The organism is Prevotella sp. P4-119 (genome assembly GCF_002251345.1).
GTDB lineage: Bacteria > Bacteroidota > Bacteroidia > Bacteroidales > Bacteroidaceae > Prevotella.
On sequence record NZ_NPJB01000071.1, the window covers coordinates 1 to 23,125 of the forward strand.

Consider the following 23,125-nt stretch of genomic DNA (forward strand, 5'->3'; position numbering starts at 1 on the left):
AAGGAGTCGTCTACAAGGACTTTGACAATATGATTTTGACACCCTGCACTAAAGGGTGACAAGATATACCAGCTGTGCCAAGGCTACTACCTTTGTGGTGGTGACACCCCGTGATTGCAAATTAACCGATGGTACGGCTGGCGATGGAACCCAGTCTGAGTAAAACTCGAAGAGGAAAGTATCTGATTATCACAGACCTGACGAGGGGCTGTGATGAATAGCCATGCCCCACTATTATGAATTCTTGTGGGTTTTATTACCCTTGCGGGGAAATCCCATTAGGTTTTATAGAGGAAAGGTACGACAATTACGCTGATAAACGATAAATTTATTTGTTTTTTAGATTATGATGATTGCTGCTGCGAGAATGATGATTGCTATGGCGATAATTGCGGTTGGTAGTCACCTTCTGAAAATGGAAATCAGAAAAAAATCCGTGTGCCGTGCTACTCTACTTCGGTGGCAAACATACGGTCGAGGTCTTGTTGGGTGAAGGGACAGGGTTCTTGACGCAGTTTCGCCAAACGGAACTGCTGGCAGGCGTTGAGGACTGACTGCACTTCAAAACACTTGAAAAGCATGTCTTTCAGTTCGTCAAGGCGGAGGGCATCTTCCTCGGAGAACCGACCACAGGTCTTGTAACTCATGTGCTGCTCTGGCAGGAGGTCGTGGTAGTAGTACGACCAGACCAGGAATTTCATACACACATCGGGGGTCATGAGAATCTCTTGCATAGCATCGTATTTTATGGAAAGATTAGCAATTTTTGTGAGATAACAATTGTGACGGATTAGAAATCACAATAGAGCCACCAGGCGCAACTGGTATGGCGCGCGGGAGCGTCGTCATCATGATTTTTAGACACGTCGCACGATGCATCAGGGGAGCTGTTTTCACTGTCGCCAACTTCCCCTCCCCCGAATTGCGCACCGAGATGCTGGGCTGTTAGCTGAAAAAAGGGCGCACATACGTATGCGCACCCTCTTATGTTAATAACTTATGTATTGATTTACAGAATATTACTCTTCTGTAGCAGCTGAGGTCTCCTCAACAGCGGGAGCTTCTTCAACAGCGGGAGTAGCCTCTTCAGCCTTTACCTCCTCAACGGGAGCTGCCTCAGAAACAACCTTTACAGGAATCACAACCTCAACCTCCTTGTGGAAGTGGATGGTAGCAACGTAATCACCTACCATCTTAGCATCGCGCATGGTGATGATCTTGCGATCGATGTCGTGACCCTGCTTCTTGAGTTCATCAGCAACGATGTTAGCATTGACAGAACCATAGAGCTGTCCGGTAGCACTCACCTTAGCAGTGATAGTCAACTCAACACCATTGAGAGCTTCAGCTTTCTTCTCTGCCTCAGCCTTGATAGCTGCGAGCTTGTGAGCCTGCTGCTTGAGGTTCTCAGCGAGAATCTTCTTAGCAGAGGGAGAAGCGATAACGCCCTTACCCTGAGGAATCAGATAGTTGCGGCCGTAGCCAGACTTTACATTTACGATATCGTTCTTATAACCCAGACCGATAATATCTTCTTTCAGTATAATTTCCATATTGTCGTCCTCCTCCTTATTTATTTCATCATATCAGTTACGTAAGGAAGCAGTGCAATCTGGCGAGCACGCTTAACAGCCTGAGCCACGCGGCGCTGATACTTCAGTGAGGTACCAGTGATACGACGGGGCAGGATTTTGCCTTGCTCGTTCAGGAACTTCTTCAGGAACTCGGGATCTTTGTAGTCGATGTACTTGATGCCGCTCTTCTTGAAACGGCAATACTTCTTCTTCTTAGTGTCGATAGAAGGAGCTGTCAAATAACGGATTTCTGATTGTTCTGCCATAACTTAAGCCTCCTCTTTTTTACCGGTTTTGTTGCGACGCTTCTCAGCATATTCGATAGCGTGCTTTTCAAGTTTAACTGTCTGGAAACGGATAACTTTCTCGTCACGACGGAAAGCTGTTTCGAGCTTCTTGATCACATTGGGCTCAGCCTTGAACTCTACCAGGTAGTAGAAACCTGTAGATTTCTTCTGAATGGCGTAAGCCATCTTCTTCATACCCCAGGCCTCTTCGTTCACAACCTCTGCGCCGTTGTCGGCAAGGAGTTTGGTGAATTTAGCGACCGTTTCCTTTGTCTGCTCATCAGACAAAACGGGAGTCAAAATGAAAACGGTTTCGTATTGATTCATACTGTTTAAAATAAAAAATTGTGTTACTTTTGCAAAATTGCGGGTGCAAAGGTACTGATTTTTTTGTTATTTCCGTCATTTATCGGCAATTATTTTGTATCTTTGCACTAATTTTTAACGAATTACAACACAGAAATGCCTTTTCTATGAATAAAAAATTTGCCTCCATAGGAATTTTGCTGATTCTATCTGGCGTGATAACTCTTGCCACGGCATATTTCCTGCACCATACCACCAATGGTTTGCTGACCACAGGACTACTGCTGATTGTGGGGGGCGTCGTCCTTTATGTGGGTGGCATCAAGCATGGCGGACGCTATTGACGGCACACCGCTTTTGCCACCTGCGCAGCAATCTGTTTCATGCCTTTCTGTGAGGGGTGTCCCCATTGTTTGTCGATGCATTCCAATTGGATGTATTTCACCTGATAATGGTCGCAGACGGTCTTCATCGACGTGGTGATCTCGTCGGTCAAGCCATCGTTGATGATGACATAGACCGTGGTGCCGGGATAGCGTTTCTGGATGCCGTCAAGAAGATATGCCATGGCGGGGCGGAACTGATAGAGATCCCGGTTGCTCCAACCGCCGTACTGGTAGTTGCCGATAGGCGATTTCGCCCAACTGTCGTTCGTGCCTCCGAAAACGAAGATGAGGTCTGCGGGCAATAGGTTGTTTAGGCGGGTGACATACGACCGGTCGCTATAGTCTGCCTCATCATAGCCTGTATGACAGATGGTTGCTCCTGAAAACGAATTGTTCTGACTGAGGCGGAAACCGTTGTCGCAGATGAACTGATACCACCAGAGCTGGGTGATATCTTGCACATCGTTGTTTTTTACATCAGACTGTGGGTACCAAACGGCATTGGTATCGGGTTGCACATAGCCTTTGAAGGTGCTGTAGGAATCTCCAAGGATGGCAACGGACGGTTTTGCCTGTGCCATCAGCGACGCTGCGCAACAGAGCATCGCGCCAACGAGTATTATCAGTTGTTTTGTTTTCATTATTATTGTTGTTTATGTCAGCATCTACAATAGCGTTACTGCCCGTTTCGGCAGCCGACAAATAAAAAAGCTCACTGAATATTCTTCAATGAGCTTTGTTTCAGCGGTGCGTACGAGACTCGAACTCGTGACCTCCTGCGTGACAGGCAGGCATTCTAACCAACTGAACTAACGCACCTTTGCTATGCGTTGAAAAGAGTGGCGGTGCGTACGAGACTCGAACTCGTGACCTCCTGCGTGACAGGCAGGCATTCTAACCAACTGAACTAACGCACCAGTCTTTTCTTGTTTAGCGGGTGCAAAGGTAGTGAGAATTTTTGAAACCACCAAACCTTTTTAAAGAAAAGTTATAAAATTCTTTGAAAAAAGCTGGCATCATGGTATTTTTCCCCGTCAAATAACCAATCTTTGAGGGTCCTGCCTGCTATAAAACAGTATTTACGGAAGATTTGCAAGGCGGCTTCGTTGCGCTGGTCGATGATGACATAGAGCTGATGGAGATGCAGGATATGACGGGCATAATCGAGGACCTGTACCACGGCAGCTTCGGCATATCCCCGGCGCTGGTATTGGCGAAGTACCACCAGTCCGAGTTCGGCACGGAGGTGCTGTGGGTCGAAATTGGCAAGGTCGGCAAGTCCCACTACCTGGTGTTCGCTGTTTTCTATGACCAGCCGCACCTGCCGATCGACATAGATATCATTACTGGCATGAACGATGTAGTCGCGGAGTGAATAGCGGGAATACGGCACATTGGAGGTTCCCATGTCCCACAGGGAACGATCGTTCTCGATGGTATAGAGCACTTCAAGGTCTTCGGGTTCCATGGCACGGAGGGTGATAACGGGTAATTGTTTCATGTGAGTAAGTCTTGAGGGGTGATAATGGTTTTGACGCGTGTTCTGACCAGTCGTGAGGGCAGGATGCCTATCATGGCCAACAATGCACGAATCCAGATGGCGAGTTCCACGAGTTTTCTGATGCAGAAATTGGTCTGTGCATGATGTTTCCGATAATAGATGATCATGGCTTTATAGAACACACGGACGTAACTGACGGTGGTCTTGTCGCTGCATCCTCCCTTATAGTGTACGATCTTACAGGGCAGATAGCAGTTGTGCCACCCTGCATCGAGGAGGCGACAGGAGAGGTCGATATCTTCGCCGTACATGAAGAAATCTTCGTCGAGCAGTCCCACCTGGTCGAGTGCCTTCCGGCGCAACATGGCGAAGGCTCCGCTGATCACATCGATCTCCGCCGGTTCTGTCCATGACAGCCAACTCATGTAATAGCGTGCGAAGCGGTGGCTGTTGGGAAAGAGGCGTGCCAGTCCACACATCTTATACAGAGCGACAAGGGCTGTGGGGCGTCCTCGCCGTGATTCCGGTGCGCGTGTTCCGTCAGCATTGAGCATCTGGACTCCTGCTGCTCCCACCTGCGGATGCTGTTCCATGAAATCGACGGTCTGACGGAGTGTATTGGCGCCCACCACGGTATCGGGATTGAGGAGCAGCACATAGGGACTGTGGCTCAACCGTATGCCGATGTTGTTGGCTTTTGCGAAACCTATATTTCCCCCACTCTCCACCACCTGCACCTGCGGGAAATGGGCCTTGAGGTCTTCGACGGTGCCGTCGGACGACTGGTTATCGACGACGATGATTTCTCCGTCAATACCTTTCATCGCCTGTTCTACGCTACGGATACAGGGTCCGAGATACTGGCGTGCATTATAGCTTACGATGACGACAGAGAGTTTTTTCATTCCGTTTCGCTTTTGCTTGTCTCTGCCTCACAGCGTTTTTGCGAGGGATAGACGAATACCATTGCCAACAGTGAGATGATGGCGAGATAGAAATAGGATGCCTTATCGAAGAGTCCGTAACATACCGCATCGATGGCAAATACCGACTGGAGCAGCAACTGGCGTGTCCATGCCCAACGGGCATACTTCTCGGGCAACTTGCGGCGTACGGACTGGCAATACATGAGTCGTAAGGCAAGGGGTACGAATGCGATAGTGAGGCATACTGCTACCATATCGACTACATATTCCACGACAGGATTGGAGATCTCCTGCAGAGTTGCGCAGCAATCGGTGGTGCGCAGCAGTACGGTGATTAGCAGGGTAAGTGTCAGGATGGTCCAGAAGGTCATCATCAGCCAGTGTTGCAGATAGGATATTGTCTTAGCCATTTCGTTTGTTGTTTATTCGTTTGCTATATGCTATATAGATTATTACCGTTTCTTATAGATATAAATAATTTGTAGCGGTCATTTGCCCTCAAACGGCGTGCGGTTGACGATAGACCTTCCGAGGGTCACCTCATCGGTATACTCCAGTTCGTTGCCTACAGACACACCCCGTGCGATGATAGAGATGCTGACATCATAGGGAGCGAGTTTGCGGAAGATATAGAAATTGGTGGTGTCACCTTCCATGGTCGGGCTGAGTGCGAGAATTACCTCCCTGACTCCCCCTTCTTCCACCCGCTTGACCAACGAATCGATTTCAAGGTCGGAGGGTCCAATGCCGTCCATGGGCGAGATGACTCCGCCCAACACATGATACAATCCCTGATACTGCTGAGTGTTTTCCACCGCCATGACATCCTGGATGTTCTCCACGACACAGACCGTAGTGGCATCGCGCCTTGGGTCTGCACAGATGGGGCATCGCTCAGCATCTGAGATGTTGTGACAGGTTTTGCAATAGCAGACATCGTGCTTCAGGCGACTGACGGCCTCCACAAAAGCCTGTACGTCCTGATCTTCTTGTCGCAACAGATGAAGCACGAGGCGAAGTGCTGTCTTACGGCCCACGCCAGGGAGTTTGGAAAACTCCTGCACGGCTCTTTCGAGCAACTGCGACGGATATTGCTGACTGATCATTTCTTTGGTATTATTTTCCCGATTCGTTTATTTCCTCGATTCGTCTTTTATCTCTGAAAGTTCAAGCCACCGCATCGACTTCTCATCGAGTTCGCTTTGAAGCACTGGCAGGCGCTTGCTCTTCTCGGTGAGTTCATCGACAGACAGCGTACCGCTGCATAGGGCATCTTCTATCAGGTGCTGTTCCTCTTCGAGTTGTGCGATTTCCTTTTCGAGTTTCTCAAACTCCAACCGCTCTTTGAAAGTCATTCGCCGCCGGTCATCATGCCGGTAGGACTTGGCAGTCTTTCCCCTCGGTTCCTTGTTATCCTTGACCGTTGCCGCTTCTTCCATGGCGAGCCACTGGCGGTACTGGCTGTAGTTGCCGGGGAAGTCTTTCACCTCGCCCTGTCCCTTGAAAACCAGGAGATGATCGACCACCTTATCCATGAAATAGCGGTCGTGGCTGACGACAATCACGCAACCGGGGAAATCCTGTAGATACTCTTCGAGGATCTGCATGGTCACAATATCGAGATCGTTGGTGGGCTCGTCGAGTACCAGGAAGTTGGGATTCTTCATCAGCACGGTACAGAGGTAGAGTTTGCGTCGCTCGCCACCGCTCAACTTATACACGTAGTTGTGCTGCTGTTCGGGTGTAAACAGGAAATACTGCAAGAGCTGGGACGCTGTCAGGCGCTTTCCGCTACCCAGGTCAACATAATCGGCAATGGCAGCGATGACATCGATGACCTTCATCTGTTCGTCAAACTGCAAGCCTTCCTGCGAGAAATAGCCAAAGCGCACCGTTTCGCCGATGACGATACGTCCTTCGTCAGGTTGCACCTGAGACAGTAGCATTTTGATGAAGGTGGATTTTCCCGTGCCGTTGTTGCCCACAATACCCATCTTCTCGAAGCGTGAGAAGTTATAGTAGAAATCCTTGAGGATGACCACATCGTCAAAGCGCTTGGAGATGTACTGACACTCAAAGATCTTACTGCCGATATATACATTGCTCGCCTTGAGGCGGAGCTGGCGCTCTTCCATGCGCTGCTTAGCCACCTTCTCCAACTCATAGAAAGCCTCTTCGCGGTAGCGTGCCTTATGGCCTCGCGCCTGTGGCATTCTGCGCATCCATTCCAGTTCGGTGCGATAGAGATTGTTGGCACGGGCAATTTCTGCGCGTCTCGCATCAATACGCTCCTGTCGCTTTTCGAGGTAATAGGCGTAGTTGCCACGATAGGTATAGACCGTACGGTCGTCGAGTTCGAGGATGACCGAACAGACGCGGTCCAGGAAGAATCGGTCGTGGGTGACCATGAGCAAGGTGCGGTTGCCTCGCGAGAGGTAGCCTTCGAGCCATTCTATCATCTCCAGGTCGAGATGGTTGGTGGGTTCGTCGAGAATCAGCAGATCGGGTTCGGTGAGCAGCACGTTGGCGAGTGCGACACGTTTCTGCTGTCCGCCACTCAACTGCCGCATGGGTTGGTTGAGGTCGCGAATCTTCAACTGCGTCAACACCTGTTTGGCTTTCAACACCTTATCGGGATCGCCCTGGTGGTTGAAGCAGGCATCGAGCACACTCTCGTCAGGGTCGAAACGTGGAGACTGTTCCAGGAATCCAACCCTCAGGTCGCGACGGAAGACGATGTCGCCGCTGTCGCATCCCTCTTTGCCCGCAAGGACAGCGAGAAGTGTGGATTTTCCCGTACCGTTCTTGGCAACGAGTCCCACGCGTTGTCCTTCGGCTATGGAGAAACTGATGTTGTCGAACAGCTGAAGTGCTCCAAACGATTTGGAGAGGTTTTGCACATCAACATACGGATTGTCCTTCGCCATACTATCCCTTCAGTTGTTGATTGATACTATCAATATAATCCAGGAGTTCGTCCCTACCCTGCCGACTTTCGGAGGATGTCAGGAACATCGGCGGGAGTTCCTCCCATGTTTCCTGCAACTTCTTCTTATAATTGGCAATATTCTGACTGGCCTTGCCTCCGCTCAACTTATCGGTTTTGGTAAACACGATGGCGAAAGGCACTCCTGACTGTCCGAGCCAATCAATAAACTCCAGGTCTATCGCCTGCGGTTCGTGTCGCGAATCCACCAATACAAAAACATTGACCATCTGCTCCCGTTGCAGAATATATCCTCTGATCATCTGATCGAGTTTTGCCACCTCTTTCTTGGAGCGCTTCGCATAGCCGTAGCCCGGCAGATCGACGAGATACCACTCTTTGTTGATGATGAAATGGTTGATAAGCAAGGTCTTGCCAGGTGTTGCTGAAGTCTTTGCCAACTTGCGTCGGTTGGTCAGCATATTGATCAGGCTCGACTTGCCCACATTGGACCTGCCGATGAAGGCATATTCTGGTTTTGTGTCGTTGGGACACATGCTTACCATTGGTGCGCTCAAACTAAATTCAGCACTTTTTATATCCATGCAATAAAATCTTGTCGGTATGTTATATTACTGAAACCAGCGGATTACACTTCGTAAGGCAACCCGCCAGTCTATACTGGGTTCACAAAGGTAACAGCGGTTTAGTCTTCTTCTGGAGAAATCAACTTATAACCCTTGCCGTGAATGTTGATGATTTCTATCTGCGGATCGTCTTTCAAGTGTTTACGCAACTTGGTGATATAAACGTCCATAGAGCGTGCATTGAAATAGTTGTCGTCAATCCAGATGGTCTTCAATGCGAAATCACGCTGCAGAATCTCGTTGGCATGGCTGCAAAGCAAGCCCAGAAGATCGTTCTCCTTCGTAGTCAGCTTAGACACCTTGTCGCCGATGGTCAAGGTCTGCTTCTGGGTGTCGAACACAAACTTACCGATGCGATAGACCGAGCTCTCCTTGTTTTTCTTGCCACGTACACGGCGCAGGATGGCCTCGATACGTGAAACGAGTTCCTCCATGGAGAAAGGCTTGGTAATATAATCGTCTGCACCGATTTTGAAACCTTGCAGGATGTCCTCTTTGAGGGTCTTTGCAGTAAGGAAGATGATGGGGATCTCTGCGTTGGCACTACGGATTTCCTGTGCCAAAGTAAAACCGTCTTTCTTCGGCATCATGACATCGAGTACACAAATATCGAATTTGGTCTTAAGGAAAGCTTTGTAGCCTACCTCTCCATCGGGGCAGAGTTCTGCCTGGTAACCTTTAGCTGCCAGATACTCACGCAAAAGCATTCCGAGGTTTTCATCGTCTTCGCAAAGAAGAATTTTCAGTTTGTCGTCCATAATCATGAATGTTTAGATGTTATTATTCTATTTTTGTTTATTCTTGTTTATTGTTCGTGGAGCACGGGGAGGGAGATGGTAAACTTAGTACCCTTGCCCAGTTCGCTCTCACATTTGATTTCGCCTTGATGCAGGTCGATGACCTTCTTGACATACGCCAGTCCCAAACCGAAGCCTTTCACATCGTGTTTGTTGCCCGTATGCACGCGGTAGAACTTCTCAAAAACTTTTTTGATATTCTCGCGCTTGATGCCCTGTCCGTTGTCGCGTATGGAGAGGTACAGACGGTCGTTATCGTTCCATGTGCGGATGAAGATATTGATCGGCTCTTCGGGTTTGCGGTATTTCACGGCATTATCCATCAGGTTGGTAATGGCATTCTGGAAATGCAGTTCATCCACATAGATGGCTGAATCCACCGCTTCTATCTCGGTAAATATCTTTCCTCCTGTATGTTCCACTCGCAATGAGAAGGTAGAGGCGATATTCTCAACCATCTCGTTGAGGTCGAGTTCTTTCTTCTTGAACACGATGCTCTTCTTGTCGAACATTGACATCTGCAATACTTTTTCTACCAAAAAACGCAAGCGTTTCGACTCATCGGCAATCACCCCACCGAGATGTTTGGTCATGGCTTCTGTCTTGGTCACGGTATTGTCGTTCATCATCTGCGCAGCCAGTGAGATGGAAGCAATAGGTGTCTTCAACTCATGGGTCATATTGTTGATGAAATCGTTTTTGATTTCAGTATAGCGTTTCTGTCGGAAGATCACCACCACGGTAAAGATAAAGGTGATGAGCAATACGATGGTAAAGATGATGGACGGGATCATGAAGCGCACCGATGAAAAGATGTAGCTGTTCATCTCAGGGAAGTGGATTCTCACCAGGCCCATCTTCGACTGCGGGTCGTTGCGGAAGAGCAACTGCGAATAGTTGTACTCTTCTCCCTCGTCAGTATAGTCAGGACAGCGATATACCTCACGGCCGTCGGTGGTAGAGACGGTGAAATGATAGGGAATATTCACTCCGTTGTTGAGGAGCTCGGCACGGATGTCCTGGTCGAGCATCTTGAAATTCACACGTTCCTTGAGGGATTTGTCGCTGGCGGTATAAAGGATATTATAGACCACCTCGTCCAACAGTGCTTTCTGATAAACATAGCGCTTGCGCACAATCTCCTGCATGGATTTGGCAGCTTCGGAGATGGAACTCTTGTCTTTGCGGATGATCATGCCTTTGGGTACGCTAGCGGGTTTCATCTCAAACGATTTCATCTGGAAGGAAGAATAGACTGTTCCGTCGTCGGTAGCTACCGAGAACTGATGTGAGTGCTTGATGGTTCCGTCCAGTCCATCGACCATCACCGAATCCTGTCGGAATGCCCGGCGCTCTGTCTCGTTGACATCCTTTTCCAAATACCTCAGCGTCTCGTTCATCTCTAAGTTGCGCGAGGCTTGGTAGAGACTTCGGTTGACACTCTCGTCAAACTGCTCCTTCTTCATCTTGATCATCTCTTCTGCATAAGAGAACTGAAGGAAGAGCAGCACCAGGAACGAGAGTCCCATGATAATGGCTATTGCCCAGATTGTGGATTTCTTCATGTCTGCAAAGTTAGCGATATTACAAACATGGGGGTACTTATTCGTTAATTATCTTCGTTAATTTTAACAATATTAACATAAATACCGATTTTTAGTATCACATTTGCAACTAAGCACAATCAGTCCTTAGGTCATCGGTGTGTTTAATCACCTTTTTCCCTAAGGACCGATTGAGATTAAAAGTTCCAACCGAAATCGATTCCGAGTTGGAAGGGGTTACCGCGCTGTGCAAAATACAGCGATTTTCCCGTCGCTTTGCTTTGGAATGCGAAGGTATTGTAATGGGTATTGGTGAGATTGCGAGCCCACAGATTGACATGACAGCATTCCAGTTGCACGCCGATATGAGCCCCCAGCAGCGCATAGACTTGCTGTTGGTAAGTATTCATTTCATCCCAATAGATGCTGCCGAGTCCGTTGAGGTCGGCTCCGAAGATGATGGCCTTAAAATTGTCGTGATGAAGGTCAACACGATAGTCTGCAAGCAATGAGAAGGAATGTTCGGGAACAAAAGGCACGCGTTTGCCGCAATAGTCAACAGCTTCGCCTGTCGCATTATCATTGGTGGTGTAATCTTTGAACTCGGCATGGGTATAGGCATAAGTGGCAGCCCAAGACAAATGGTCGGACAGCGCCTGACCGCGTACTGCCAGTTCGAGTCCACAACTGTAACTGCGTCCTGCATTGACCATTTTTCGTCCATAGCCATAATCGCTGCTAAACACAGAGAGTTGTTGGTTGCGGATCTGCATGTAGTATGCAGCTAAATCAGCCTGAACGGTGTTACCAAAGAGATTGAGGTGGGCACCTGCCTCGTAGTTCCAACTCTCCTCTGGTTTGAAGCGGATGCCTTCGAGCAACGTGGCATATTCCTCATCAGTATGGCTGATATTGACCTCAATATCCTTGCGTGCCTCCATGGCTTGTTGCAAAGCAACGCGCAGATTGTTCTGCACATCGGTCTGAATAATGTCGCTAAAGAGTTGGATATTAAATCCTCCACTACGATAACCTTTTGTCACAGTGGTATATATATTACTTCCGTTAGACCATCGATAGAGCAGTCCGAACTTAGGCAACAGCTGTTGAAACGAGGAATGTTCCTGATTGACAAATGGAGAAACCATCTTGACTTTCGCTGCCGAACCCATGATACTGAAGTCCATGTTGGCCTGTCCGCTCGTATCATAGGAAATACTGTTGCGGCTGTAATTGTATCGCAAACCGACGGTAGCGGTGAGGTGTTCGGCTATTTCAATATTCGACTCATGGAAAATGCCGATATTGGACTGTGGAGTATGGAAAGAACTCGGCACCCACAATCCCATGTTTACACGGACACCTCCTAATCGCTCAATCATGGCGGCAGCAGCCGTTTCGCCCATGCGGTCAGCCAGCGAACGGAAGATCTGTCCGTAAATCATGTTGCCGATTCTACTGCCCATCTGCTGACTGAATGCCTGTCCGAAGGTGTTGGGGGCTGTGGTCTTCAACCATTCATGGGCAAGAAACATACCATTAGTCCAGTGCCAACGGCTCTTATTGGCGCTCTTTATGGTAAACTCCTGACTGAGCGAATTGCTCAACTGACGCTGATCGACCTTGAAGAAGTCGGAAGGCGAATAGTCGGCATCCATCAGCAGACGGTCGCGCAAGAACTGCCAGGAAGTGGTGCTTTGCATGATGAATCCTGCTCCTGAGTATTGGATATGGAGTCCGTTGGTCAACAGATTGCGCTGATAGCAACTTTGCTCGTTCTGACTAGGATCATCTACGCGGTTGTTGTCCAGATGGAGCACGCCATAAGGGTTGGCGTTCTGGCGAACATACTGGTAGTCACTAATGAAATCAATGTTCCAATGCGCTGACGGACGAAGCATCAGGCGGAAACGACCGCCAGCCTCATCCATCTTATCGGCAGAACGGTCGGTCTGCGTGTTACGATAGAATCCGTTTGTGCCTTGATAGAACCCTGCCAACGAGAAAGCTGCTTTGGAGCTTAACTGTTGGGAGTGTGCCACTTCCACATTACGATAGAAGGCGGTTCCCAATCCCAGTTTCAATGCCGTACCCTGATGGCTAAAAGGTGATTTAGAGTAGATTCTTACCAGTCCGCCTTCTGCATTCATTCCATAGAGCGTACCCTGGGGACCACGCAACACGTCAACGCGGTCGGTCTGGTAAAGATGGGTGTTGAACGCTGTTTTGTTGGACAGAGGGATGTTGTCAACATACACACCCATTGACGGACTGTTGACGCGGGAGCCGATGCCACGCACGTAAATAGAGGATGTAAAACGTGAACCATACGCAGGCATGGCAAGCGAAGGAACAAAAGCAGAGACGTCTCGAATATCTCCCATTCCATGGTCAACAAGTTGGTCGCGACCTATTACCGTTGAAGCCAAAGGCTGCTGGCGCAACCGATAGGTATCTTTGGGCTGCGAAACCACAACGACTTCGTCAAGGTCATAAACGCGCGAAGAGTCGGATGGTATATTCAAAGACTCAGCCTTGCTTACTGCAGGCCATAGCAATAAAATAATAAATAACGATTTGTTTCTCATAACGGCTGCAAAGTTACGTTATTTTCTCTGCCTGTCCTATCCACATTTATATGGAAAATTGCATTTTCCGCTTCTGCATTCACTTTCTACAGTGTCGGGCAGAGGCGTTTCCACTCAGATTTCTATGCTATCAAGCAGTTTGGATGCCAACGACAAAGAACTTCGTTTCTTCGGCCAAGTGACAGCTAAGATTTTCCTCAAAAACAGCACATAATTCAAGAAAAAAACGTAACTTTACGCTCAATAACTTCAAACTGGACCGTATTTTTAGTTTCCAACCTATACAATATTCTTAATAAGTTATTGTTTTAAGTTTATTTCGGTTGATGTAATTATATAGACTTCACATCTCCCGTTCAGGATTTCCGTTGCAAAATTACAACATTTATTCAGAACAACGTTTTTATTTTTTTGACGAATTTTTATAAATTACGAAAGTCATCGGAAATTTCTGTGTTTTTTTCCACACATTCCGCCATCATCATATAACTTTCCACCTGTCATTTGGTTTCCTTTCCCCCCTATTACAAGCGGTTTTATTAGTAAATTCGGCTCGATAATCGGAGTCAGAATCGCTTTCACTCAGAAAACAAGAAGAAATTATCATTTTTCTTTGGTTTTTCACTTACTTCTTTGTACCTTTGCAGCCGAAAAGTTGGTTCCGTAGCTCAGTTGGATTAGAGCAACGCCCTTCTAAGGCGTGGGTCTAGGGTTCGAATCCCTACGGAATCACTTCAAAAAAGAGAATCAGCAATGGTTCTCTTTTTTGTATTTAATAGGTAGTAAAAAACATACAAATACAGTACACCTTCTAAGCTGTCAATAAAATCAAACTAAAATTAGAATCATTAAGACGCCACGTAGGCACGTATTGAACATTTACTCAGACAACAATGCTTATGCCAACCTGTTCAAGACAGACTTTGGTTAAAGGCCATGCTTTTCTGGTTAAACCGGCGTATTACCTCAAGTCGCTTTATGGGGTAAGGGGATTTTGTGTTTAAAAAGTTTCTATTATGCAAGGAATATGTACAATAAAAGAATTTTTGTCGTTTTACAAGCAAAATCACACTAAACCCTATTGGTTGCGGATTTGAGAAAGAATATACGGAAAGACTTTCTCTGCTAATTTAAGGAATATTGTTTTTATATATGTATAACAGATGTTTTTGTGCCAATAGCAATATCATTGTCTTCTTTTTATGATCTGTATTAACGGACTGTCATGTGAAAACAACCCTGTTTCACTTCGTATTTGATGTAACACCGGTCTTGTTCACGTATATCGCGAAGCACTTGTGTTAAGACCCATTTCAAAGTATCGTTGCGAACAGGACGCATCACGGGATGATAACGGTTGTAACAAACATCGAACGTAGTGCCGAAAAGATGGCAGCTGCGCTCGGTGGCATTGCCATTACGGCGACGCAATTTATCAACATCTTCCTCACTACGCAATACGCTGGTTACAATCAGTTGATTGATGGGTATTCCCTTGACATAAAGACTATCATAGAAAGCCTGACCTATGTCTTGCAGCAATACTGCCGCACGAGGCACAAGATAAGGCAGGGAACTCCGGAGATGATCTACATGATAATAAGGACTTGAGGCAATATAAACCAACTCCTTTTTACGTGCTTCCGCATCAGCACGATTGGCAACAGGACGAACACCCAGGCGCTCAGCAGCGGCAAGTTGCACTTGCTGGCTATCGGGAAAGGTCGTCTTGTAAGGAGGCACATAACCAATCTTGTGAGGTTTTTCTCCTATCTCCGCCACGACAGCCGGAACATTCTGAACAGTATCTGTCACGACAGCCTCGTTGGTTTCAGTAGAATCACAACAGCCCAACAAAGGCTCTTTAATCACGGCCAATGCCACTACAACGGCATAGAAGACGGTGACATATTTTCTTTTTGATATTTTCATTTTTATGAGTTACCGTTTCTAAAACAAACTCCCAATTTGATAGACTAACATGCTGACAATCCATGCTATTGCCGTGGTGTAGAAGGCAGAGAAAGCAGCCCAAGACCACGATCCTGTTTCGTTGCGTATGGCAATGACCGTAGCTATACAGGGGAAATACAATAATACAAACAGCAGATAGCTGAAGGCAGCAAGCGGTGTGATGCCATCGGCAAGCATCTGATAGCGCAAGCGGCTATATTTGGCAGTATCGTCGCTGAACGAGTCATCATCGCCAAACGAGTCGTCGCCACTGTAAATAACACCTATTGTAGAAGCCACGATTTCCTTTGCACCCACACCGGCAATGAGGCTGACATCGAGTTTCCAGTTGAAACCTTGCAGCTCGAAAACCGGTTCTACGGCCTTACCTATACTGCCAATATAGGATTGCTCCTTTTGTTGGACAGGTGATAATGATTCATCGTGGGGGAAATAACCTAACGCCCAGACGACGATGGAAGCCACGAGAATGATACCACCCATCTTCTTGAGATACTCTTTACCTTTCTCCCACGTATGTCTGCCAATGGCTTTGGGAGTTGGCCAGCGGTAAGGAGGCAATTCCATCACAAAAGGAGTATCTTCGCCCTTGACAACAAATGACGAGAACACCTTGCTGACTATGATTGCCACAATCACACCAATGACATACAGCATGATCATCACCCATGAACGGTATTGGGCAGCAAAAAACGTTCCTATGATCATAATATAAATAGGTAGGCGCGCCGAGCACGACATGAAAGGCAAGATAAGCATCGTGATAAGACGAGAGCGCCGACTCTCTATGGTGCGCGTAGCCATGATGGCAGGAACATTACAACCAAATCCCATGATAAGAGGGATGAACGATTTACCATGCAGCCCCATCTTATGCATCAACTTATCCATAATAAAAGCTGCACGTGCCATATAGCCGCTATCTTCCATCAGCGAGATGAAAAAATAGAGAATCAATATCTGAGGCAAGAAAACAATAACTGCTCCTACTCCACCAATCACGCCATCAACAAGCATGGAACGCAAGGGACCTTCGGGCATCAGCGCAGAAGCCTGTTCGCCCAACCATGAAACGGCAGACTCTATCCAGTCCATCGGATACTGGCCCAACGAGAAAGTGGTCTGGAACATCACATAGAGAATCAAAAAGAAGATGGGAAAGCCCAGATATTTATTGGAAAGCACATCATCTATAAAATGCGTCATGCGGTAAGTATCTTCCTTGGTGCCTTGCCGAAAGCCCGCTTCTGTCAGAGCGCCATGAATAAAGCCATACTTCGCATCCATAATGGCAGTTTCAGAGTCAGTCTTTTTCTCCTCTTTCACACGAAGTTCTGCTGCGTCACGCGCTGCCATAATCTCTTTGGCATTCTCCATCTTCGCCACATAAGCCTCTGCCCGGTCATCATGCTCAAGAAGTTTGATGGCCATATAGCGAGTTGAAAAAAGCGTGCGAACCACCTCGTTGCGCTTCAGGTACTGTTGGATATGGGCAATACCGGACTCTATCTCGTGACCATGGTTGATGTGAATATGGCGAACAGACGCGTTGCAGTCTTCAAATACGCTGATGACCTCACGAAACAGCTCCTGGACTCCCCGACCCGATTTGAATGACGTACAAACAAAAGGCACACCAAAAAGCGTTGACAGCGTTTGAGTGTCTAACGTGTCTCCTCGGCGTTCAAACTCATCATACATATTGAGTGCGCAAACCATTCTGACGTTCATGTCAACAAGTTGAGTGGTCAGATAAAGATTACGCTCGAGATTGGAAGAGTCTATCACGTTGATGACAACATCGGGATGACGTTTCATCAGATGCTCACGCACGTAGAGTTCCTCCGGACTGTAACAGGAGAGCGAATAGGTGCCGGGAAGATCCGTAAGATTAAAGACAAACCCGTCGCACGTCGCACGAGCCTCGCTGGCATCAACCGTCACACCACTGTAATTACCCACATGCCCGTGAGCACCACTGGCGAAATTGAAAAGCGACGTCTTACCACAGTTCGGATTACCTATCAGAGCCACATTGATGGTATTGCCAACATGTGCTGGCAAAGATTGGTCGCAAGTGTCTTGAACTGTATCTGTCATGGTTTCATGATTCACAACGGGTTGCTGATGGGATGGATCAGTATCCACCACAATCATCTCAGCCTCTTGCCTACGCAGACTGATTTCATAGCCCATTACCTTATATTTGACAGGGTCCTGCAATGGTGCATTAAGCAAAACCTCTACATCTTTTCCTCTGACAAATCCCATCTCTACGATGCGTTTTCGGAAGCTGCCATGGCCTTGTACCGTCACTATCGTGGCATGTTGCCCCGTTTTCAGGTCGGATAGTTTCATTTGCTATACTTTAAAAATACGAGTGCAAAATTAGTAAATTATCTGCAAAAAAGGCAAAAACCATACTATAAATCATCAAAAATAGGTATTCCTAAACGAAATGGATTCTAAAGTTTTTACAAGGGAATAGATACCAAACTCATAAATACATGTCGTGGGGATAGTCCACGACAGGAAAAACCTCGAAGTCATCCCGAAGACATCCCGAAGCCGAGAACGAGTCATCAACTCCTATTCTTTTCAACTTATGAATGAGAAACAAGCACTTTTTTCTCCGCAAACCTTTACGCAGAAAAATGGGACATAAATAAATATTTTTTTTGCAGTTTCGCAATTAGTTCGTAACTTTGCCCTACATTTAAAAACAATCTATAAAATATTTAGAAATGAAACCATTAAACAAACATTTCGCACCTAAGAGTGTGATGCCTGAAAAGGTGATTCAGTTTGGTGAAGGAAACTTCCTTCGTGCTTTTGTTGATTGGATTATCTGGAACATGGACCAGAAAACCGATTTCAATGGTAGCGTAGTTGTAGTACAGCCTATAGAAAGAGGTATGGCAGACTGGCTTAACGGACAAGACTGTCTTTACCACGTCAATCTTCAGGGTCGTGAAAACGGAAAGCCCGTCAATACGCTTGAGCGAATCGATGTGATCAGTCGCGCTTTGAATCCTTATTCACAGAACGATGCATTCATGGCATTGGCAGACCAGCCTGAGATGCGTTTCGTCATTAGCAACACCACAGAAGCCGGTATTGCTTTTGACCCTGCTTGCAAGTTGGATGATAAACCTGCATCTTCATATCCTGGCAAACTCGTACAGTTGCTTTATCGCCGTTATCAGACTTTCAACGGAGATCCCACTAAAGGACTTATCATCTTCCCTTGTGAATTGATTTTCCTCAACGGACACGTACTGAAGGATTGCATCTATAAATACATCGAACTGTGGCAGTTGGGTGATGCTTTCAAGAAATGGTTTGAAGAAGCTTGTGGCGTTTATGCCACTCTCGTGGATCGTATCGTTCCAGGATTCCCACGCAAGGAAATTGCTGAGATTCAGGAAAAGATTTCTTACCGCGACAACCTTGTTGTACAGGCAGAGACATTCCACCTCTGGGTGATTGAAGCTCCTAAGGAAGTAGCTAATGAGTTCCCCGCAGACAAAGCTGGTCTCCATGTGCTCTTCGTTCCTTCGGAGGAACCTTACCACAAGCGCAAGGTGACATTGCTCAACGGCCCACACACCGTACTCTCTCCTGTGGCATACCTCAGCGGCGTTAATATTGTACGCGATGCTTGCAACCATGAGGTCATCGGTAAATACATCCACAAAGTGCAGTTTGACGAACTGATGCAAACACTCGATTTGCCTATTGAAGAGCTTGAGAAGTTTGCAAGCGATGTTTTGGAGCGTTTCGACAATCCATACGTTGACCATCAGGTGACCAGCATCATGCTCAACTCATTCCCCAAATTCTGTGCACGCGATCTGCCCGGAGTAAAGACCTATCTCGAGCGCAAGGGCGAACTGCCTAAGGGATTGGTATTCGGTTTGGCTGCCATCATCACCTACTACAAAGGTGGCAAGCGTGCTGACGGTGCAGAAATCGTTCCTAACGACGACCAGAAGATTATGGATTTGCTCAAGGATCTGTGGGCAACTGGTGACACCCAGAAGGTTGCAGACGGAGTACTCGGTGCCGAGTTCATCTGGGGAGAAGACCTCAACAAGATCAGCAATCTCAACGGAATGGTTAAACTCTTCCTTGACCTGATTCAAGACAAGGGTATGCTCGAGGCTGTTAAAACTATTCTTTAAGACATAAGGAATTCTCAAAGGAAAAAAGATATGTTTTCATAACTAAAAGGCTACACCTGTTTGGGTGTAGCCTTTTCTTATTCGGAAAATTTTTATAGCACGCTTATCGCCTTGAAAGAATAACGTAGATGACAACAGGTGCTCCTATCAAGGGCGTAATGGCATTAAGAGGTATTATCCCACCCTCACCAGGTAATACCGTCAATATATTGCAAAGCAAAGCCACAGCACTTCCTGTCAGTATTGTAGCAGGAAGAAGGACCCGATGATTGTCTGTTCCCAACACCAATCTCGCAATATGCGGTACTGCCAAACCGATAAATGCCACGGGACCGCAAAAAGCCGTGATTACAGCAGTAAGGACACCTGTTACCAGCAACAGCCAGTTGCGTACACGTATAATGTTTACGCCAAGGTTTTCAGCATAGCGATCTCCCAAGACCAAGGCATTGAGAGGCTTGACAAGAGCTAAAGAAACAGCCAAGGTTATCAAAGTTATCACACTAAAAGTAGGAAGCATTTTCAGCGAAACACCTCCAAAAGATCCCATTCCCCATACCATATACGATTTCACCCCTTCATCTGTTGCAAAAAAATTGAGCAAGGAAATGGCAGAACCAGCCATATATCCTATCATTATGCCAACAATCAGCAACATCACATGACTTCGCACCAATGTAGAAAAGAAAAAGATCAACGCCATGACACCCATAGCTCCTGCAAATGCAGCAAGAAGAACAGCCATGAAACCGCCAATGCTGACAGTTCCAGCCGAAACGCTTCCACCGAAAAACAACATCACCAAGGCTACACCAAGGCCTGCACCACTATTAACACCAAAAATGCTGGGACCTGCCAACGGATTACGAAACGCCGTTTGCAAGATAAGTCCGCAAACAGCTAAAGAAGCACCACAAAGCATGGCAGTAACAGCCTGAGGAAGGCGCGATTCAATCACGATATACTGCCAACTGGGCTTGACGGACTCTTCTCCAATCAGAATGCGAAATGTTTCGCTCACAGGAATCGAGACAGAACCAATCAATAGGCTCACCACAAAAAACAAGAGCACCATGATGCCAAGCATGATGCATGAAATGTAGCCTTTGTTCATTTTGTATTTTCGAAATAGCGTAAGTGTTTTGATTGGATCAAATTCGGATGAAGTATCTGGATGATGTCAGAAAGCAATAGATCAGGACGAAATGGAGTTTCTTCATAAAAAGATGTCTTCTCTACATTACATCCATAAACTTCATTCTGACGAAATGCTTTCAGCATCTTATAACCGTCGCGCTCCCCTAAGAGATCTGCCTTCGTATAGGTATGGTCACTACTATAACGGAACAGCCAGACGTCAGCTTCGCCAGCTCGTTCTAAAACATTCTCAAAGGGCAGAGCCAGACTTCCTCCATGGGTATCGTTCTCCCAAGGGTAGTCACCACCCGCATCTTTAACCATCTGCCCAATGGTGCTGCGTCCACCGGGAACATGCCATACAGAACCTGTCATCTTGTCGAAAAGCACAGTACGGCGATGTCCTCCATGACGAGCCTTTGAAGCTTGTTGTTGAAGCATGTGGTAACAGCTATCTACACAAGCGAAAAGGCTGTCTGCCTCCTGTTCACGTCCAAGAAGCAATCCATAGAATCGCATCCATTCTGCACGTGCCAACGGAGAGTTTTCCATATACTCTGCACATTCTACAATAGGAATATTGATTTCCTCAACCTTTCCATAGCCACCGCTGTTTTCAAAAGGAGAAAGCATGATTATATCGGGCTTCACATCCATAATCTTCTCTACCATGGGTTGCATTCCACTACCGCAATCTGCTATTTTACCAGCTTTTACCCCTTGTTGGACAAATGGCAGTTTGATATATTTCAAATCAGCAACAGCCACTATCTTGTCCTGTGCTCCAAGCATACCGAGTAAAGAACAATGAACTGTGGTAAATACAGCAGAATGCTCTACGGGGGTACGGATAATGGTAGCCTGTGCAGGCAGTAATGCTTGATCTGGTAACTGTTCGTCTTTCGGAACCAATACATAGGCATGAAGAGTCTTCCCGGATTTCCAAGGATTACGGATTTGAGCCATCGTATATCCCTCATGACGCACAATAGTCAACAAAGAGGAATATTTTAAATGAAGCGTGTCGCCACCATCCTGCACTTCGGCCATTCGGCCTCCGCAGGATGACAGCAACACGGTCATCATTCCAAACAGGATGAACTGACGCATCTCTGTCTATTTAATATTTGATCACATTAGTGGTAACGTTGAAAGCAAAAGCGCAAGGACCTACACCTGCAGTAGCGCCCCACACTTTAGCATTCTTTGAAGCGGATACAAAAACGCCCTGTTGTGAATATTCAACGTTGAACATGAAGATCTTGCTATTTGCCTTATAATCAGTTTTGCCAGTATCAGCATTCTTCACGTTAGAAGCAATGAACACGGTACCGACAACCGGATCAACACCAATACATGCAGGGATAATCTCGTTATTAGTATCTGTGTAGAAAGTAGATGTTCCCTGGCTTAAAAGATTATAGACCTGATAAGTAGTCTTGACTGGTTTATAAGAAGCGTCGAACTCAGTATAATAACCAAAGATATTGCTACCAATGCAATCCATGTCGTTGGCATCCATCAGACGTGTCACCTCGTTATTTTTGGCAGAAATCTTATATACACCAGACTTCTTATCGCCATAGTTTCCAAAATCAAGTACATACATATCGCCAGCAGCAGTCAAGACAATCTTCTGTGGATTGACAATATTATCATTCTTAATCAGACTTCCAGAACCTGTAGTCAGGTCGATAATAGAAATAGAAGGTTTGGTACATGCTGCATAATCAGAATTGCAGACATACAGTTTTTTATCTGCCACGCTGATGCCCTCTGGGAAAGAACCAGCCTCATAGATACCTTGTCGAGTGAATGTTGTGGTGTCAATTGCAACTACATATCCATTACCTTTAGTTGTAGCGTTCCAATTCTCATCATACGAAGATTCAGACTTGCCGTAGAATGAAATATACACCTTGTCGCCTGAAGCTGTAAGGTGACGAGGTTTGAGACAACCCTCACCAAAAGTCACATTGGTCTTGATCTGTCTGAGAGACTTCAAGGTCTTGGCATCAACCACTTCAAGAGTATTCTCACCAGTTACGGCAATATACATCTTACTACCATAAACCAAAGCATCATTAGGAGTACCACCTAAGGAACGACCATTCTGTGCTTGGAACTGCTTGTTGGCAACCTGATTAGAGGTATAATCGAGGTATGAAACGCTACCGTCGATGTTGCCGCTCATGTTTCCACTACATAGAAGGAATGCACCTTTTGTTACAGGAACAATGTATTCATGCTGTTCATTGTCGTTGTCATCACAGGCGGTAAACATAGCTGCTCCCATGAGCAGTACTGCCATACTTAATAAATGTTTTTTCATTTTGAATAAATAATTT

The 23,125-nt window shown here is 46.6% G+C and carries 21 protein-coding genes and 3 tRNA genes; 3 read left to right on the forward strand and 21 right to left on the reverse strand.

Annotated elements, in window-relative coordinates; all coding sequences use genetic code 11:
- Nucleotides 1–446: 446 nt before the first annotated feature.
- From CIK89_RS07420 to rpsF, 4 genes are all read right to left on the reverse strand, one after another.
- Entirely contained in the window at nucleotides 447–734 is a 288-nt protein-coding gene (locus CIK89_RS07420) for a hypothetical protein (protein WP_094390755.1), read from the reverse strand.
- 285 nt (nucleotides 735–1,019) lie between these two features.
- Complete coding sequence (rplI, locus tag CIK89_RS07425) at nucleotides 1,020–1,553, reverse strand: 50S ribosomal protein L9 (RefSeq protein ID WP_094390756.1); 534 nt, start codon at nucleotides 1,551–1,553, stop codon at nucleotides 1,020–1,022.
- A gap of 20 nt (nucleotides 1,554–1,573) precedes the next feature.
- Nucleotides 1,574–1,840, reverse strand: coding sequence for a 30S ribosomal protein S18 (rpsR, locus tag CIK89_RS07430; RefSeq protein WP_094390757.1), 267 nt, complete (start codon nucleotides 1,838–1,840; stop codon nucleotides 1,574–1,576).
- A gap of 3 nt (nucleotides 1,841–1,843) precedes the next feature.
- The gene (gene rpsF, locus CIK89_RS07435) at nucleotides 1,844–2,188 is read right to left on the reverse strand and encodes a 30S ribosomal protein S6 (RefSeq protein WP_094390758.1); all 345 of its coding nucleotides are present in this window, start codon (nucleotides 2,186–2,188) and stop codon (nucleotides 1,844–1,846) included.
- Nucleotides 2,189–2,334: 146 nt separating this feature from the next.
- Between rpsF and CIK89_RS13540 the strand changes: the two genes are divergently transcribed.
- Complete coding sequence (locus tag CIK89_RS13540) at nucleotides 2,335–2,511, forward strand: hypothetical protein (RefSeq protein WP_158214996.1); 177 nt, start codon at nucleotides 2,335–2,337, stop codon at nucleotides 2,509–2,511.
- Here CIK89_RS13540 and CIK89_RS07440 read toward each other — a convergent pair.
- The 12 genes from CIK89_RS07440 to CIK89_RS07495 form a co-directional block, all read right to left on the reverse strand.
- Nucleotides 2,505–3,194 (reverse strand): SGNH/GDSL hydrolase family protein, encoded by a 690-nt coding sequence (locus tag CIK89_RS07440; protein WP_094390759.1) that lies wholly within the window; start codon nucleotides 3,192–3,194, stop codon nucleotides 2,505–2,507. The genes CIK89_RS13540 and CIK89_RS07440 overlap by 7 nt on opposite strands.
- A 104-nt stretch (nucleotides 3,195–3,298) precedes the next feature.
- A tRNA-Asp gene (locus CIK89_RS07445) sits at nucleotides 3,299–3,372 on the reverse strand.
- Nucleotides 3,373–3,393: 21 nt separating this feature from the next.
- Nucleotides 3,394–3,470: transfer RNA gene (locus CIK89_RS07450), tRNA-Asp, on the reverse strand.
- Between the two features lie 71 nt (nucleotides 3,471–3,541).
- A complete protein-coding gene (locus tag CIK89_RS07455; RefSeq protein ID WP_094390760.1) occupies nucleotides 3,542–4,054 on the reverse strand; it encodes a GNAT family N-acetyltransferase in 513 nt (170 codons plus the stop codon).
- Nucleotides 4,051–4,959 (reverse strand): glycosyltransferase family 2 protein, encoded by a 909-nt coding sequence (locus CIK89_RS07460; RefSeq protein WP_094390761.1) that lies wholly within the window; start codon nucleotides 4,957–4,959, stop codon nucleotides 4,051–4,053. The genes CIK89_RS07455 and CIK89_RS07460 overlap by 4 nt, the downstream gene beginning before the upstream one ends.
- On the reverse strand, nucleotides 4,956–5,390 hold the full coding sequence (locus CIK89_RS07465; RefSeq protein ID WP_094390762.1) for a hypothetical protein: 435 nt from the start codon (nucleotides 5,388–5,390) through the stop codon (nucleotides 4,956–4,958). The genes CIK89_RS07460 and CIK89_RS07465 overlap by 4 nt, the downstream gene beginning before the upstream one ends.
- 78 nt (nucleotides 5,391–5,468) lie before the next feature.
- Nucleotides 5,469–6,086: a recombination mediator RecR gene (gene recR / locus CIK89_RS07470; RefSeq protein WP_173815116.1), complete on the reverse strand. Its 618-nt coding sequence runs from the start codon at nucleotides 6,084–6,086 to the stop codon at nucleotides 5,469–5,471.
- A gap of 27 nt (nucleotides 6,087–6,113) precedes the next feature.
- Nucleotides 6,114–7,907 (reverse strand): ABC-F family ATP-binding cassette domain-containing protein, encoded by a 1,794-nt coding sequence (locus CIK89_RS07475; RefSeq protein ID WP_094390763.1) that lies wholly within the window; start codon nucleotides 7,905–7,907, stop codon nucleotides 6,114–6,116.
- A gap of 1 nt (nucleotide 7,908) precedes the next feature.
- Nucleotides 7,909–8,511: a ribosome biogenesis GTP-binding protein YihA/YsxC gene (gene yihA / locus CIK89_RS07480; protein WP_094390764.1), complete on the reverse strand. Its 603-nt coding sequence runs from the start codon at nucleotides 8,509–8,511 to the stop codon at nucleotides 7,909–7,911.
- A 101-nt stretch (nucleotides 8,512–8,612) separates the two neighbouring features.
- Nucleotides 8,613–9,311, reverse strand: coding sequence for a response regulator transcription factor (locus tag CIK89_RS07485; protein ID WP_094390828.1), 699 nt, complete (start codon nucleotides 9,309–9,311; stop codon nucleotides 8,613–8,615).
- A gap of 47 nt (nucleotides 9,312–9,358) precedes the next feature.
- Nucleotides 9,359–10,915, reverse strand: a complete 1,557-nt coding sequence (locus CIK89_RS07490) for a sensor histidine kinase KdpD (protein ID WP_094390765.1) — start codon at nucleotides 10,913–10,915, stop codon at nucleotides 9,359–9,361.
- Between the two features lie 176 nt (nucleotides 10,916–11,091).
- On the reverse strand, nucleotides 11,092–13,482 hold the full coding sequence (locus CIK89_RS07495; protein WP_094390766.1) for a TonB-dependent receptor: 2,391 nt from the start codon (nucleotides 13,480–13,482) through the stop codon (nucleotides 11,092–11,094).
- A 657-nt stretch (nucleotides 13,483–14,139) separates the two neighbouring features.
- Here CIK89_RS07495 and CIK89_RS07500 point away from each other — a divergent pair.
- Nucleotides 14,140–14,214 (forward strand) — tRNA-Arg (locus CIK89_RS07500).
- 480 nt (nucleotides 14,215–14,694) lie between these two features.
- Here CIK89_RS07500 and CIK89_RS07505 read toward each other — a convergent pair.
- Both CIK89_RS07505 and feoB read right to left on the reverse strand, forming a co-directional pair.
- The gene (locus tag CIK89_RS07505) at nucleotides 14,695–15,414 is read right to left on the reverse strand and encodes a DUF5715 family protein (protein ID WP_094390767.1); all 720 of its coding nucleotides are present in this window, start codon (nucleotides 15,412–15,414) and stop codon (nucleotides 14,695–14,697) included.
- Nucleotides 15,415–15,432: 18 nt separating this feature from the next.
- Nucleotides 15,433–17,814: a ferrous iron transport protein B gene (gene feoB, locus CIK89_RS07510; protein ID WP_094390768.1), complete on the reverse strand. Its 2,382-nt coding sequence runs from the start codon at nucleotides 17,812–17,814 to the stop codon at nucleotides 15,433–15,435.
- A gap of 386 nt (nucleotides 17,815–18,200) precedes the next feature.
- Between feoB and CIK89_RS07515 the strand changes: the two genes are divergently transcribed.
- Nucleotides 18,201–19,640, forward strand: a complete 1,440-nt coding sequence (locus tag CIK89_RS07515) for a tagaturonate reductase (protein WP_094390769.1) — start codon at nucleotides 18,201–18,203, stop codon at nucleotides 19,638–19,640.
- Nucleotides 19,641–19,743: 103 nt separating this feature from the next.
- On the opposite strand, the gene CIK89_RS07520 is transcribed toward CIK89_RS07515, so the two are convergent.
- Genes CIK89_RS07520 through CIK89_RS07530 form a run of 3 tightly spaced genes read right to left on the reverse strand, consistent with a single transcriptional unit; the run spans nucleotide 19,744 to nucleotide 23,109 of the window.
- A complete protein-coding gene (locus CIK89_RS07520; RefSeq protein WP_094390770.1) occupies nucleotides 19,744–20,754 on the reverse strand; it encodes an iron ABC transporter permease in 1,011 nt (336 codons plus the stop codon).
- A complete protein-coding gene (locus CIK89_RS07525; RefSeq protein ID WP_094390771.1) occupies nucleotides 20,751–21,887 on the reverse strand; it encodes an ABC transporter substrate-binding protein in 1,137 nt (378 codons plus the stop codon). The genes CIK89_RS07520 and CIK89_RS07525 overlap by 4 nt, the downstream gene beginning before the upstream one ends.
- A gap of 10 nt (nucleotides 21,888–21,897) precedes the next feature.
- The gene (locus CIK89_RS07530) at nucleotides 21,898–23,109 is read right to left on the reverse strand and encodes a YncE family protein (protein ID WP_158214997.1); all 1,212 of its coding nucleotides are present in this window, start codon (nucleotides 23,107–23,109) and stop codon (nucleotides 21,898–21,900) included.
- Nucleotides 23,110–23,125 lie beyond the last annotated feature (16 nt).

Bases quoted from the DNA above. Each gene is read 5' to 3' on its own strand.
- CIK89_RS07420 (WP_094390755.1), bottom strand. From the start codon at position 734: ATGCAAGAGATTCTCATGACCCCCGATGTGTGTATGAAATTCCTGGTC.
- rplI (WP_094390756.1), bottom strand. From the start codon at position 1,553: ATGGAAATTATACTGAAAGAAGATATTATCGGTCTGGGTTATAAGAAC.
- rpsR (WP_094390757.1), bottom strand. From the start codon at position 1,840: ATGGCAGAACAATCAGAAATCCGTTATTTGACAGCTCCTTCTATCGAC.
- rpsF (WP_094390758.1), bottom strand. From the start codon at position 2,188: ATGAATCAATACGAAACCGTTTTCATTTTGACTCCCGTTTTGTCTGAT.
- CIK89_RS13540 (WP_158214996.1), top strand. From the start codon at position 2,335: ATGAATAAAAAATTTGCCTCCATAGGAATTTTGCTGATTCTATCTGGC.
- CIK89_RS07440 (WP_094390759.1), bottom strand. From the start codon at position 3,194: ATGAAAACAAAACAACTGATAATACTCGTTGGCGCGATGCTCTGTTGC.
- CIK89_RS07455 (WP_094390760.1), bottom strand. From the start codon at position 4,054: ATGAAACAATTACCCGTTATCACCCTCCGTGCCATGGAACCCGAAGAC.
- CIK89_RS07460 (WP_094390761.1), bottom strand. From the start codon at position 4,959: ATGAAAAAACTCTCTGTCGTCATCGTAAGCTATAATGCACGCCAGTAT.
- CIK89_RS07465 (WP_094390762.1), bottom strand. From the start codon at position 5,390: ATGGCTAAGACAATATCCTATCTGCAACACTGGCTGATGATGACCTTC.
- recR (WP_173815116.1), bottom strand. From the start codon at position 6,086: ATGATCAGTCAGCAATATCCGTCGCAGTTGCTCGAAAGAGCCGTGCAG.
- CIK89_RS07475 (WP_094390763.1), bottom strand. From the start codon at position 7,907: ATGGCGAAGGACAATCCGTATGTTGATGTGCAAAACCTCTCCAAATCG.
- yihA (WP_094390764.1), bottom strand. From the start codon at position 8,511: ATGGATATAAAAAGTGCTGAATTTAGTTTGAGCGCACCAATGGTAAGC.
- CIK89_RS07485 (WP_094390828.1), bottom strand. From the start codon at position 9,311: ATGGACGACAAACTGAAAATTCTTCTTTGCGAAGACGATGAAAACCTC.
- CIK89_RS07490 (WP_094390765.1), bottom strand. From the start codon at position 10,915: ATGAAGAAATCCACAATCTGGGCAATAGCCATTATCATGGGACTCTCG.
- CIK89_RS07495 (WP_094390766.1), bottom strand. From the start codon at position 13,482: ATGAGAAACAAATCGTTATTTATTATTTTATTGCTATGGCCTGCAGTA.
- CIK89_RS07505 (WP_094390767.1), bottom strand. From the start codon at position 15,414: ATGAAAATATCAAAAAGAAAATATGTCACCGTCTTCTATGCCGTTGTA.
- feoB (WP_094390768.1), bottom strand. From the start codon at position 17,814: ATGAAACTATCCGACCTGAAAACGGGGCAACATGCCACGATAGTGACG.
- CIK89_RS07515 (WP_094390769.1), top strand. From the start codon at position 18,201: ATGAAACCATTAAACAAACATTTCGCACCTAAGAGTGTGATGCCTGAA.
- CIK89_RS07520 (WP_094390770.1), bottom strand. From the start codon at position 20,754: ATGAACAAAGGCTACATTTCATGCATCATGCTTGGCATCATGGTGCTC.
- CIK89_RS07525 (WP_094390771.1), bottom strand. From the start codon at position 21,887: ATGCGTCAGTTCATCCTGTTTGGAATGATGACCGTGTTGCTGTCATCC.
- CIK89_RS07530 (WP_158214997.1), bottom strand. From the start codon at position 23,109: ATGAAAAAACATTTATTAAGTATGGCAGTACTGCTCATGGGAGCAGCT.